Source organism: Stieleria varia, from assembly GCF_038443385.1.
GTDB lineage: Bacteria > Planctomycetota > Planctomycetia > Pirellulales > Pirellulaceae > Stieleria > Stieleria varia.
Genome location: NZ_CP151726.1, coordinates 1,008,435 through 1,020,571, shown reverse-complemented (window position 1 = coordinate 1,020,571; position 12,137 = coordinate 1,008,435). Strand labels below are relative to the sequence as shown.

At 55.9% G+C, this 12,137-nt stretch carries 10 protein-coding genes; 5 read left to right on the top strand and 5 right to left on the bottom strand.

Going from position 1 to position 12,137, the window contains the following annotated elements; translation table 11 throughout:
* The first annotated feature begins 78 nt into the window (after positions 1 to 78).
* Positions 79 to 1,455, top strand: a complete 1,377-nt coding sequence (locus Pla52nx_RS03565; protein ID WP_197454262.1) for a glycosyltransferase — start codon at positions 79 to 81, stop codon at positions 1,453 to 1,455.
* Here Pla52nx_RS03565 and Pla52nx_RS03560 read toward each other — a convergent pair.
* From Pla52nx_RS03560 to Pla52nx_RS03550, 3 genes are all read right to left on the bottom strand, one after another.
* Positions 1,383 to 2,309: a class I SAM-dependent methyltransferase gene (locus Pla52nx_RS03560; RefSeq protein ID WP_146518308.1), complete on the bottom strand. Its 927-nt coding sequence runs from the start codon at positions 2,307 to 2,309 to the stop codon at positions 1,383 to 1,385. The two genes, Pla52nx_RS03565 and Pla52nx_RS03560, sit on opposite strands and share 73 nt — an antisense overlap.
* 340 nt (positions 2,310 to 2,649) lie before the next feature.
* Complete coding sequence (locus tag Pla52nx_RS03555; protein WP_197454261.1) at positions 2,650 to 3,453, bottom strand: TylF/MycF/NovP-related O-methyltransferase; 804 nt, start codon at positions 3,451 to 3,453, stop codon at positions 2,650 to 2,652.
* Between the two features lie 189 nt (positions 3,454 to 3,642).
* Positions 3,643 to 3,861, bottom strand: coding sequence for a hypothetical protein (locus Pla52nx_RS03550; protein WP_146518307.1), 219 nt, complete (start codon positions 3,859 to 3,861; stop codon positions 3,643 to 3,645).
* A gap of 115 nt (positions 3,862 to 3,976) precedes the next feature.
* Between Pla52nx_RS03550 and Pla52nx_RS03545 the strand changes: the two genes are divergently transcribed.
* Together Pla52nx_RS03545 and Pla52nx_RS03540 are read left to right on the top strand one after the other, a co-directional pair.
* Entirely contained in the window at positions 3,977 to 4,354 is a 378-nt protein-coding gene (locus Pla52nx_RS03545) for a hypothetical protein (protein ID WP_231741688.1), read from the top strand.
* Positions 4,355 to 4,577: 223 nt separating this feature from the next.
* Positions 4,578 to 5,447: a DUF1028 domain-containing protein gene (locus Pla52nx_RS03540; protein WP_146518306.1), complete on the top strand. Its 870-nt coding sequence runs from the start codon at positions 4,578 to 4,580 to the stop codon at positions 5,445 to 5,447.
* Positions 5,448 to 5,486: 39 nt separating this feature from the next.
* On the opposite strand, the gene Pla52nx_RS03535 is transcribed toward Pla52nx_RS03540, so the two are convergent.
* Positions 5,487 to 8,240 carry a tetratricopeptide repeat protein gene (locus Pla52nx_RS03535; RefSeq protein WP_146518305.1) on the bottom strand — a complete coding sequence of 918 codons (2,754 nt, stop codon included), beginning with the start codon at positions 8,238 to 8,240 and terminating at the stop codon, positions 5,487 to 5,489.
* A 255-nt stretch (positions 8,241 to 8,495) separates the two neighbouring features.
* On the opposite strand from Pla52nx_RS03535, the gene Pla52nx_RS03530 reads away from it, so the two are divergent.
* Both Pla52nx_RS03530 and Pla52nx_RS03525 read left to right on the top strand, forming a co-directional pair.
* Positions 8,496 to 10,565, top strand: a complete 2,070-nt coding sequence (locus tag Pla52nx_RS03530) for a hypothetical protein (RefSeq protein WP_146518304.1) — start codon at positions 8,496 to 8,498, stop codon at positions 10,563 to 10,565.
* 555 nt (positions 10,566 to 11,120) lie between these two features.
* Positions 11,121 to 11,576, top strand: coding sequence for a hypothetical protein (locus Pla52nx_RS03525; RefSeq protein ID WP_146518303.1), 456 nt, complete (start codon positions 11,121 to 11,123; stop codon positions 11,574 to 11,576).
* 169 nt (positions 11,577 to 11,745) lie between these two features.
* Here Pla52nx_RS03525 and Pla52nx_RS03520 read toward each other — a convergent pair whose 3' ends face one another.
* Entirely contained in the window at positions 11,746 to 12,132 is a 387-nt protein-coding gene (locus Pla52nx_RS03520; protein WP_146518302.1) for a diacylglycerol kinase family protein, read from the bottom strand.
* Positions 12,133 to 12,137: the final 5 nt, after the last annotated feature.

Sequence of the window (12,137 nt, the reverse complement as noted above, 5' to 3'; positions counted from 1 at the left end):
TCCGGCGCAATGTGCCCTCTCTCAGGCCGCTGGGCCAAGGTCACAGTGGCGACGAAAGCCTCCCTGGAGCCACCTAACGTGAAAATTCACCTGATGACCGGTCTGCTGCAAGGGGGCGCGGCCAGTGGAGCCCGCCAACTGACGCACGCTCTGCGACAGCAAAACGTCGATGCACAGCTCTACTTTCCCGCCAAACTGGGCGACGAAGCGGACTCATCAGACCCGAAGGCACTGGTCGCAGACCCAAACGCAATGGTCGCAACCCGCTGGAGTATGCCCCTGCCGACTCGGTGGGCCGCGGCGATTCGGTTTCGACTTCATCGACAAAGTTTCAAACGAGCGATGCGTCGTCGGCCCGCCGGCTTTGAAATTTTTTCTTCGCCCCAGGGTGCCCCCCGCACACCGTGGCCGCCCGCCAATGCCAAGTTGACCGGAGAGGACATCATCCATTTGCACTGGGTGACCAAGCTGATTGATTACGAAAGCTTCTTTGCGTCGATCCCCCCCGCGATGCCGATCGTCTGGACCCTGCACGACATGAACCCGCTGACCGGCGGCTGCCACTTCAGCGCCGGATGCCGACGGTTCACCGAGGGCTGTGGCCAGTGTCCCCAGTTGGCGGAATCGGATCGTGGCCCCCAAGACTGGAGTCGACAGTATTTCGAAATCAAGCTCGGCTTGCTGAAACGATTGAACCTGCACGTCGTTGCGCCTAGCCGATGGCTGATCGGGCAGGCCGCGGAAAGTCCGATCTTTCGACAGGCGAAGTCGTTTCATCGGATCCCCTACGGACTGTCCGACGAAGTTCATGCCGCGGCGACCGATCGCGCAGCGGCCCGAGAACAACTCGGCATCGACCCCGATGCGTTTGTGTTCTGTTTCGGCGCAGCCGACCTGGACAATCAACGCAAAGGCGCACGGTTCTTGATCGCGGCGCTTCAGAAACTGTCACAACAGGGTTGGCCTCAAAGTGCAGGACGCAAGGTGCAAGGCCTGGTGTTCGGCGGTGGCCAGTTCCCCGATTCGAACATTCCCATTCGTTCCCTCGGATACCTCCAAGGAACCGCAGCGAGGATGCAGGTCTACAACGCCAGCGATGTGTTCATCGTGCCGTCGACGGAAGACAACTTGCCGTTGACCGCGATGGAAGCCATGGCGGGCGGAACCGCCATGCTGGGTTTTGATGTCTCAGGCATTCCAGACTTAGTCATCGATGGACAGACCGGGCGACTGGCGAAGTTGGCCGATGCAGATGATCTCGCCGAAAAACTTGCCGCAATGGCAAGCGATCGTGAGGCGACAGGCTCGCAAGGAGAAAACGCCAAACGGATCGCGGCGGATCAGTACACCGCACAACGCGAAGCCGACGCGTATCGATCGCTTTACGCGGCTTTGCTCGCCGACGACGATTCGGTCTGTGACTTGCCCACCGCTATCGATGCTGCTCGCTTGTGAGCTTCCATGTACATCGAGTCCGGTTTGCGTTGTTGATCGCCGTCGCGATCGAGTTGGTAGTGATCAAACGACTCGATGCGACTTTCGTGGGCCGCGCAGACGGTCGGTTCGTCAAAACCGAGTTCGTCGAGCAAGGCAGCCAGAGAAACTCGGTCGTACATCCAACGATGGATTTCACCGGACTGACGGAAGCGGCCTTCGCGATACGCCGCCCGTCCCATTTGGCCTTCGATCAAAGTCACGGCGGCCAACGCGGTTTGTTTTCGCAGTCCGTTGAGGACTTGGCGCAAGCGTTGCCCGATGGTTTTGCGAGGTTTACCACCACCGTCGTTGCGATTACTGTTGCCCGTGACCTGATGTCCCATTCGACGCAGCAAGAAGTCGCGGTTGATAGGCTTCTCTGACGCTAGAACTTTGCCCATCTCGCCGCCGCCACGTTGTCGCGAAAGCTGGTCGAGCATTTCCAACGTCATCCAATGGTGATTGGCTCGGTCCAACTCGGCGGCGGTGGATTGGGTGTCGGTCACGTCATGCGAGGCGGCGGCGTCCAGCGTTTGCAGGTAAGTTCGAGCGATGCCCTCCAAGTCCGGCACAACGATCCGCAAGACGCCGCCTGGGCGCAAGACGCGTCGGCATTCGGTCAACATGGATCGCGCGTCGGCGGGGGCAAGATGCTCTAGGACGTGAGAGTGATAGACGCCGTCGAAGGTGTCGTCGTCGTACGGTAGACCTTTTCGTAGATCGTACTGACGCACACCCGGTCCACACGCCACCAAATCAATGTTGGTCCACTCGTCGTGGTAGCAACGACCACAACCGACGTTGAGCAGCTTGGGTGACGAATGATGTTGCATCGGTGTGATTTCCTAGGTGATGTGTTTGTGTTTCGCAGCGAGTTGAATTTGGTGAGCCGCGACGCGTAAGCGGCCGGGCAATACGCAATGCCCGATGCTTCGCGGACCATTTTTCGCGGACCATTTTTCGCGGCCCACGGTTCGCTCCACGCAGCTTACGGTTCTCTTCAATCATCAAACCGCTAGTGCATCGTCCAGTCTTGATTTAGGGGGTTAGCTGTTTAAACCAAGTGGCTTTGCCCCCTCACCCCCAGCCCCTCTCCCCCCAAAAACTGACTCGCTTAGGCTCCTCAGTTTTTGGGGGAGAGGGGAGCCATACTTTCGTTTCAATTGGTGGCGGCTAAGCCGCGTCGCGTGCCGAATTGCGTGCGCGTCGTTGGACGCTGGCGTGATGGATGCCGATGCGGCCGGTGTAGTCCAGGCGGTGCAGCATCATGCCGATTCCATGCTCGGCAAAGTACTCGTCGACTGCACGTCGGGCGCCTTCCCAATGGCCGTAGTCGTCGACGATCAAGACACCGCCGTCGGCAAGCCTTGGGAACAAGTGCTCCATTTCATGACGCGTCGACTCGTACCAGTCGGTGTCCAGACGCAGCAGGGCGATCTTTTCTGGGGCACCTTCGGGGATCGTTTCTTCGACTTTGCCGACGTGATAGTGAATGCGATGTTGGGGATACGTCGTGGTCTGCATATGACTGCGAACTTCGTCCAATCCCGAAACGCACCAAACGCTCTTGGCGTCTTCACGTGACTCGATTGCCAGCAAGTGTTCGGCTTGTTCACCCGTGATCGCGACGTCCATTTCCGTCGGCTCGCTCATGCCGCTGAAGGTGTCGTAGAGATGCAGCTCCCGATCGGTGTCCCCGAACTGACTCAACATTTTAGCCACCGCCATCATGCTGCCACCTCGCCAAACGCCGCATTCGACGATGTCGCCTTGGATGCCCACATCATGGATGTAGCGAACGGCTTCGCACAAACCGTGCAAACGCTCGGGCGACGTCATCGTAAAGTCACGGACGCCGATGATCGTGTCCACCACGTCTCGCTGCATGTCTGCCGGATAACCGCTGGGTTGGCCCATTTTTTGGTACCGACGTTGCTCGCGACGCTGGCGTCGGATTTGCTTGAGTTTTTTGAACACGGGCGGCTGTCTCGCTGGTTGGGTATTCGGCGGAGGCGCAACTTTGCACCGCCGTGTGACTCCTATACTGGAGGAACCTCGCTGGCATCAACGTCGATCGTGGGCATACGCTATCATCAAGTTTGATAGCATTAACGTTTCGTGATTCCCCCAAACAAGTGCGTCGATGGCCGACAACAGCACCGCCCGTCAATTGATCCTTGATGCCCGCCGCGCAAGTTTGGGGACGATACTTTCGTCGTCCGATCCACCACGTGTCGTGCCGTATGTTTCGCTGGTCACGGTGGCACCGATCGATGCGACGACGATCGTCCTGCGGCGGCGATGTATGCCGACTTCGGCGATTTCGCGTTTTACCGACTGCCTGTCATCGAAGCCCATTTGGTCGCGGGTTTTGGCAGGATTCAAACTTTGACCCCCGACCAATTGCGCGACACGTGGCGGGCATCTGGTTTCCCCGAGTCTGAAATCATTTAGGATTCGGTTTCTCACTTTCAATTCATTCCAGCACAACGAACACAGCATGTCCGAGCCATCGCCCGAATCGTCTCCTCCCGAATCAACATCACCCGAATCGACATCACCTGGTCAAGGAGTCCAAGTCACACCGACGGGCGAACAAAAGAAGCAGATCGCGCAGTTCATCACGACGATCAAGAACCCGGCGCAGCAAGTCGGCGAGCACATCATCGCTGCGCTTCAGCACGACGACACGGTCGCGGTGATCACGACGGTAGCGATGGGCCCGGATGGTCAACAGCGAGTCATCTCTGCGGCGCTTGATCCGGCCAGGATGCAGCAAGTCCAGGAGATTTTACAGGCAGCAGAAGACGAACGTGTGCCCGAGGAGCCCTGTGTCGGATTTCACTGCCTGATCAATCCCAAAGTGAAGCGTTCGTAGAGATGTGTCAGCGGTTGAACGTCGCAGAAACGTTCAAAAAGTTCCGAGTGGCAAGAGTGTCCGAAACGTGGGGCGGGTTTTCAACCTGCCAGATCTGCCGGTTGCTCGGCAGATTAAAAACCTGCCCCACGAAGCCTGTTGGTTTATCCTGTCGCCCTGACCGTGCGATACGACTCCGGCAATATCGAGAACTTGCGCCTCTTTTGTTCCTGTGATTGAATTGATGAGTGTTCTGACCACTTTCTCTATCGTTGCCCATGATCCCTCCAGCGAGTCTTGGGGGGTCGCGGTTCAATCAAAGTTCTTTGCTGTTGGAACGATTGTGCCTCACGGTCAAGCCGGTGCGGGTGTCATCGCGACACAAGCGAGTGGCGATCCTGGGATGGGACGACGTGGCCTCTCGCTCTTGAGTGAAGGACTGACGGCCAGCGAGTGTATCGAAACTCTGCTGAAGGATGATGACCAAAGGGAGAGCCGTCAGTTGGGCATCGTGGATCATCACGGGTGCGCCGCGTCCTACACCGGTCCCAAGTGTTTTCCCATCGCGGGGCATCTCGTCGAGGAATCCTTCAGCGTCCAAGGAAACATGTTGGCCGAGGGAACCTTGGCAGCAATGTCCAGCCAATTCAAACAATCTATCGGGGAGGAAAAAGCGTTTGCCCGCTGCCTCGTCGACGCTTTGGCAGCCGGACAAGCAGCGGGAGGGGAAAAACGTGGCCAGCAATCAGCTTCGCTTCTCGTCGTGCGATCCAAAGGCGGCTACGGCGGTGGCAATGATCGAGCGGTCGACTTGCGAGTCGATGACCACGTCCGGCCGATCGAGGAATTGGAACGTTTGCTGTTGCTACAAGAAGTCTACCTCGACAAAACCATGCCCCCATCGTTTGTGTCTCTGGAACAATGCCTTCATCAGTATGCTGCACGACTGGATCGTTTTCGGCAATCGCGGGGACTGGGACCGGACATCACTGATCAAACGGTGTTTCAAAGTTTTTTGGACAACGAGAATTTGGGTCATTTCTTTGATGAGGACTCGCAGCGTATTGATGCCCGCATCAACACGATCTTGAATCAGTGCGCCGCTGATGACTGAGTGAATGACGACGACCACGCCTGTGAAGCGAGCGGCTGCTCAATGAACGGGTTTGACTTTTCTGCGTTGCGTGGGTCGAGTCTTCTCCAAATGCCTATGTTTTTGCCGCATTTCTTGGGCAAGTTTCGATAGTCTTTCACTTTCGGCCGATCGATCAAACGTGTGTTCGACGCGTGCAAGTTGCTCGAGACAGCTTGCGATCTGCGGATGAGGGACAGGGAGTATCCTCTCTCGTATTCGCAAGGCGTTCTTTGCATGCAGTTCCGCTTGCCTCAAGTCTGCTCGTGCAAGATGTGTCTCTGCAAGGCTCCAGTGAACCATGGCGGTGTGGGGATGCACATCAGCGATCTCGGTCATCTGAATTTCCAGCGAACGCTCCAGCGAATCAATTGCTGCCGGGAGTTGACCGGATTTTCGTTGAATATCGCCACACACATTCAACGCATGAGCAAAATACTTGTTGGCCTCTCCGATGGTTGCCGAGATCACACGCAATGCGATGTCGTTGTGTTCTTTGGCGAGGTCCAAGCATCCCCAGGACTCGTACACATAGGCGAGGTTGTTGTGCGTGATTCCAAAGGCCTGGGATTCTTGCTGCATCATCTCATCTGCCTGCAGCCTTTCCTGGAACATCGCCGCGGCTTCCTGGTACCGCCCCATTTCGCGATACAACCAGGCTTTTTCATTGAGCAAAAAACCTCGAATCGGGTCGGTCGGCGAGAGATGCTGGTCGCACAACGCGAGTCCCTCATCGAACACGTACTCACTCGCGCGAAAGTAGCCCAGGTCGGTGTAAAGGCATCCGAGAATGTCGGCTATTCGAATGCAGACCCTGGGGTCGATGTCTGTCTTCTTCGAGATCTTACGTGCCTGCTGTGCAATGCGGAGCGCCAGATCATAGTCGGCGTCATACCAATACACGCTAGCCAAAGCCGGCAGACCGCGGCAACGCATTTGGTCATCAACCATCGGATCGGCGGATAGTCGCTGAAAGGCGACCAGCATTGCTGCAGCCCGCCGATACTCGTTCGCATTGAAAACGAGCCAGTTTCCGGCGATCTGCAACATATCTGCGGCAACCGCCGGCTCCAGAGGCATCTTGTCTTCGTACTCCAACGTGGCATCAACGTGCGGGATCAAGTCACCCATTTCTTCGCTTGATTCGAGCTCGGCGGACGCAACCGCTCGGTGCAAGACTTTCAGCGTTCCCCGTATCTGCGACGTCGAATCACTTTGCTGCTCCTGCGCGAACTGACGCACAAGCCGGTGCATCGTAACGGCGCCATTGCGGTCCCGACCGATCAGTGAATAACGTCGCAAGCTGCCCAACGCCTTAAACAGTCGTTTGTCCGACAGCACTTCGGTCCATACCGCCTCCTGGCGTGAGTTGTCGAACACGCCGCTGGGGATCGGCTCCGCATCGAACCAGGAAAGGTGTTCGATCAGTTGCCTGGCAGGCGGATGGTTTTGTTCGACATGCATGAGATTCAAACGCAGGCACGCCGAGAGCGATCGCGGGTAGTTCGTGACCCGTTCATCTTGCCAGTTTTGGACATCGTCATGTCCGTCCGACCAAAGTTCTCGGTATCTCGCCAGACTGATTTGCATCTCGTCGATGTAGGCCCCCGCTTGTTCCAACGCCAGAGCATGTCCCCCGAGATCGCCGGCGAGTCGTCTCGCGATTTCCTCGTCATCGCCCTTTCTGATCCGTTGCCTTGTTCGAGCGAGCAAGAAATCTGTTCCCGCCGATTCGTCCAAAACAGACAGCTCAACGGTTTGCACCGCGGGGCTCCATGTCGCGATTCGCGAAGTGATCAAGACATGACCGTTGCATAGTGATCCGATCGTCTTCTCGACCAACTGCGCCGCGGACTCTGTATCGACATTGTCGATGATCAGCAGCCAACGTTCATTTTCGCGGAGCCACTTCAAGACAGCAGCCAGCCGCTTTTTTTGATCCACCGATGCAAACGCGTCGGGGAGGTCCAGCACATCCGGCGACACCAACTCCGATAGGTTTTGAGTGAAGTCTTGCGGAGTGTCTGCGGTCACGAACAGCAAAGCCCGATACCGCTGAGCGTTTCGCCAAGCATACTCCACCGCCAATCGAGTCTTGCCGATCCCTCCAAGCCCGTGAATCGAACTCAAGCTGACCGTACGCGAATGCTGCGGTGCCAACCGATCCTGAAGCTGCCCGAGATCTGCTTGACGACCCTTCAAAAGGGTATCGATCGAGGGATATGGAAGATTCTCGATACGGCTTTCAGAACTTTGCCGGATGGTTCGCTCAAAGAAACGATGCAGTTTCGTGATCGCTTTTGTTCGCAAATCTTCGCGATCACTGAAGGGAATCCAGTGGTGGCCGTGTTCTCGCAACGCGGACCAATGCGAGGATTGCGGTTCAATCAAGGTCGCCTCCAGTGCGACTTCCTCCACGAATACAAAGCAGGGAATCTTGTGATAGATCGCCAACCAGGCCTCCCACTGCGTGTACGTGAGACGTTGAATCTGCTGCTCTGAAAGACCCGTCACCCCACCGAAGTCGCGGTACGATCGCTGCAGTTGTTCGACCTCTTTTGGTTTGGGAGTCTCACCCGAGGAAACTCCCACCAGATGGACCACACCGCTACATTCCCGAACTTGATCATCGATCAATGAGAGCAGTTTTCCACCGAGTGCGGCGAGGTCTTCTTGCGACCGTACTTCGTACGCGTCCGAGCGGAGGTCGTCCGCAAGCATGACACGGATCGGTTTGTACTCGCCCGATGCGCACGACAAAAAGATTCGAGTCATGGTCTATCCAAATCCATTTTCCAAAAGCAATATAGCTCTAATCCGATGATTTTTCACGACCTGGCCTTCCGTAATCTAGATGCTGCTGCGTTGCTGGCGTTAGAATCGATATCATAGATGGGTCGAATGCGATGTGTGACCCAGTTGATACTGTGTGACCCAGTCGATACGACGGGTGATCATCCGATCACGGAGAAGTCAACGGCCATTGGCGATTCTCTATGCTTCACTGAACGCTTCCATGGAGCCCCCGCCATGAAAACGCCGTCAATCCACAAGTTGTGCCCAACGCTCGCGTTTCGTTTTCTACGGCAGTTTCACGGACATTCTCCATTGCGTTTTCCGGTGTTTTTGGGGATGGTGTCGATCCTGCTGACACCGCGGCTTGGCGAGGCATTGATGCAACAACCAACTCTTAAAATTCTTGGCCATTTTGACAATGCGCCAACCATTCAGGGCGGCCAAGTGATCGATGAACTGATCCTTGTGCATGACCAAACGGATCACGAACTCCTGCTCCAGATCCGGCTCAATGGAGCACGCCATTTTGCCAAGACGATTCGGATCAGGGATGTGCAGGGGCCAGTGAAAAACGAGGATGTTTGGGTCGGTGACTACAGCGGGCTGGGCCAAAATCAGATCGTCATTCGTGACCAGAAGACGCAAGTGATTGTTTTTCCAGACTTCGGCTCCCAGGCCGAGGATGTGCGTGTTGAACGAATCCAGATCGATCCCAGCGATGACTTTCCGGCACCGAACCAGTCGCACGATTTCCCAAGCCGATTTACGCAGCGGATGCTCGACGAAGGACCGAGCTTTCACCACATTCAATTCCTTTCCAAATATTTGGCGTACACGGAGATCGATTCACGTGGCCGGCATCGTTCGTCGAAGTCCTCAATTCCGCAACTTGATTCCCATCAGCTCGACGTCCTGATCCAAGCGGTAATCCAAGCACTGGAGTTCAAAGACACCGCTCCGCTGCAAAGGATTCTTATTCTCGCCGAGTTCGACCGAATCGTTTCCCTCGTCCCGCCGATTGCTCCGTCGAATAAAGACACTCTCCGTGATGGACAGGCCAAGCTCAGCAAGTTGCGTGACAAAGTGTTGCAGCGAGAGGATCCGACGCTGCACGCCATCCACAAGTCGCTGCAATCTGACTCCGATTCCGAGAACTTGATCACGGACGACGAGTTTGCAGCCGTCTTGGCCGCAGCAGAATCCGATCCGGTCACGGGCCGCGAATACATTTACATGTTCGCCAACTACACCGCTCAGTATCGAGCGGACCCCTTTCGTACCGTTGAGGGAAAGCAAAAGGATCAGATGATGCGGGCGGAGATGCGTGCCGCGGAACTGATCCAAGACGGAAAGCTGGACGCGAACGTGCCGCAAGTCCTGGAATCGGCTCGCGACCCACGCAGCGATCATTCACCCGTCGTTAGCAGGGACCCTTGGGATTACTTGGACGGAAAATGTGGTCACACCGCATTGGCGATGATTCGACTTGCGATCCAAGGGACCAACGGCGAGCAGTCAGCGCCTGCTTCCACGGTTTCGCCCCGCGCCATCACGGACGTTGCAGACCGTAGCCTGGGCTGGGCACAAGACATGGAACTGACGGTCACGGGTGAAATATTCGATCTTGCCAATGTCGCCAGGATCGCAAGTCAGTTTCATCACCTCGATGGTGTGATTCATCAAGACATCCTCAACGAAGCACACGCAACATATACAAGCACATATAGATTTAGTGATGGACAGAATGCGAACGCCTATCGGGCGGTGAAGCATCGCTTGAACGAAGCACTTGCCAAGGGCAACCCGGTCATGTTGGCTTTCGATGCGGATGCCAAGGGCAACCCAATGCGAGTGCTGGGGATGCGTTCCCATTTTGCGATCGCCGTGCATCACTTCCAAGTCGACGAGGATTCGTACTACATTCTGAAACACGGCTGGGGAGAGCAGTACTACGAATCGATGATTCATCCGGACCTCCAGTATGATCCGCAGCTCAATGGATACCATGTCGTGTGTGAGAGCGAGCTGATCCCGTCCATGCTCGGCTTGACGGCTGACGCATACTATCGCCCGAAACGCGGAACACTTTTGACGGGAAAGTCGATCCCGAAACATCAACAACTCAAGCCAGCGATCACCCGGCCTTTCGCACCCGTCAACGATGGCGATCTGTCGGCCGGGGCCGATCAATCACGAATCCGGGGACTCGTGGAATTTCGAAAGATGCGGTCACCAACGCACGGCGTCGCGTTGGAGCAATTCGATCTTCCGGATTTGACAGACAGCCAACAGAAATCGAATTAGTTTGACCGACCGGGACTTGTCGCTCATCTCATCACAAACCAGATAACGCAAGGTTCTGATCTTCACGTAGTGGGATTCGCCAGAATTCCCTCACACCGTTCTACCTCAACACGCCGGCGTACCCTTCCAGTTGCGATCGATCAGAAAGGAGGTGACTTTCCGGTTGGTGATCAACCAACGCTGCTTCCAGTACTCTTGAAGTTGGAAACAAAGTAGCAGCACGAAGCGCAAGCGAGTAAATCTCGCCGCATCCTCTCACAGCCCGCTGTCTGCTGCTCCAAGAATCCTTCACGCTTTGCTGCGTCTCGCCCCCATCACAATCCCTCTTCCAACCAGCTTCACGACTCATTCGGAGTGCTCTCGCCTACCGCGAAATGGGGCAAAGCCATCTCCGGGATCATTTGCCATCGGAGCTTGCCATCGGTGGGCCATGTGGGGACAATCCCGAAAGACGCGCAAGAGTTTTTGGCAAATATCCCCCATCCCTGTTCTTATCCCTGTATCTTGGGGTGATCAATAAGTTCTGCAGATACTCCCGTCCTGGAGATGAACGCCATGAAATACTCTATTGCACTTTTATTCTCGATCGTGGCCGCGGCGTCGATTACCGCCGCGCGCAGCCACGCTACCGATGATGGCAATGAACCGAACGCCAACAAAACCGTCGACGAATGGACATTCCCTCATGGTTCGGGCGGCGGCATCCAAACAATCGGGATCGGCGATGGACCAATTCAGACGTCAATCATCGACACAAAAAAAACCTTTGGCGAAGTCTGGACTTTCTACGCGAAGAAGATCGGCAGCGACAAGAAATACGCCGAAGAAACGGCACACTACGATCACGGCAAGACAATAGATGGGCGTTACTTTATTCGCGACTTCATCAAGACCGATGAACCGCGCCGAACATTTTTTGTTTATACATGCTCGCGTTTTACTGTAACCGCGATTGTCAAGCCTAAAGGCGATGGAACAATCGTTGACATGACCGTAGTTGCACACGAATAGTCCGCATAACAACGCGATGTGAGACGCACGACCGTCGCAGATGGATTGCCCAGTCGCAGTGGCTTTGCTCAACGCTGCTAGCAAGATGGCGAACCATCGAACGCACATCGGGAGTGTCGTCGCTGGTGCTTTCATCACTTTCCGATTTGGGGCGAGGTGTCCTGCCCGTTCAATCCAACAACGCCAGCAGGGGTGGAATCAGGATGATCATTCCGACGATGGCTGCACCGATGGCGGTGATCAACACCGCGCCGGCGGCAGTGTCCAATGCACGACCAATCTTGGCGTCTCGCTCGGGATGCAGCGCCGCGATGAGTAGCTCGATCGCTGTGTTGAACAACTCAGCGGCCAACACGATCGCGATCGACAAGATCAAGAGACATAGAGATACCCTATCGAGCTGCAGCGATAGGCCGAGCCCCACCACGGCTATGGTGATCAGCAAGTGCACGTAGAAGCTGTTTTGAGTTCGAAATGCCCAGAGCGTTCCCGCGATGGCGACCGCAAACTTGCTGATCCAACGCTTGATCGCGGAACGTGGCGGCGTATCGTTCATGGCGT

What these genes read in the sequence shown, in the direction of transcription:
- Pla52nx_RS03525 (WP_146518303.1), top strand. Translation starts at nt 11,121, where the DNA reads ATGAAATACTCTATTGCACTTTTATTCTCGATCGTGGCCGCGGCGTCG.
- Pla52nx_RS03560 (WP_146518308.1), bottom strand. Translation starts at nt 2,309, where the DNA reads ATGCAACATCATTCGTCACCCAAGCTGCTCAACGTCGGTTGTGGTCGT.
- Pla52nx_RS03520 (WP_146518302.1), bottom strand. Translation starts at nt 12,132, where the DNA reads ATGAACGATACGCCGCCACGTTCCGCGATCAAGCGTTGGATCAGCAAG.
- Pla52nx_RS03540 (WP_146518306.1), top strand. Translation starts at nt 4,578, where the DNA reads ATGAGTGTTCTGACCACTTTCTCTATCGTTGCCCATGATCCCTCCAGC.
- Pla52nx_RS03530 (WP_146518304.1), top strand. Translation starts at nt 8,496, where the DNA reads ATGAAAACGCCGTCAATCCACAAGTTGTGCCCAACGCTCGCGTTTCGT.
- Pla52nx_RS03545 (WP_231741688.1), top strand. Translation starts at nt 3,977, where the DNA reads ATGTCCGAGCCATCGCCCGAATCGTCTCCTCCCGAATCAACATCACCC.
- Pla52nx_RS03535 (WP_146518305.1), bottom strand. Translation starts at nt 8,240, where the DNA reads ATGACTCGAATCTTTTTGTCGTGCGCATCGGGCGAGTACAAACCGATC.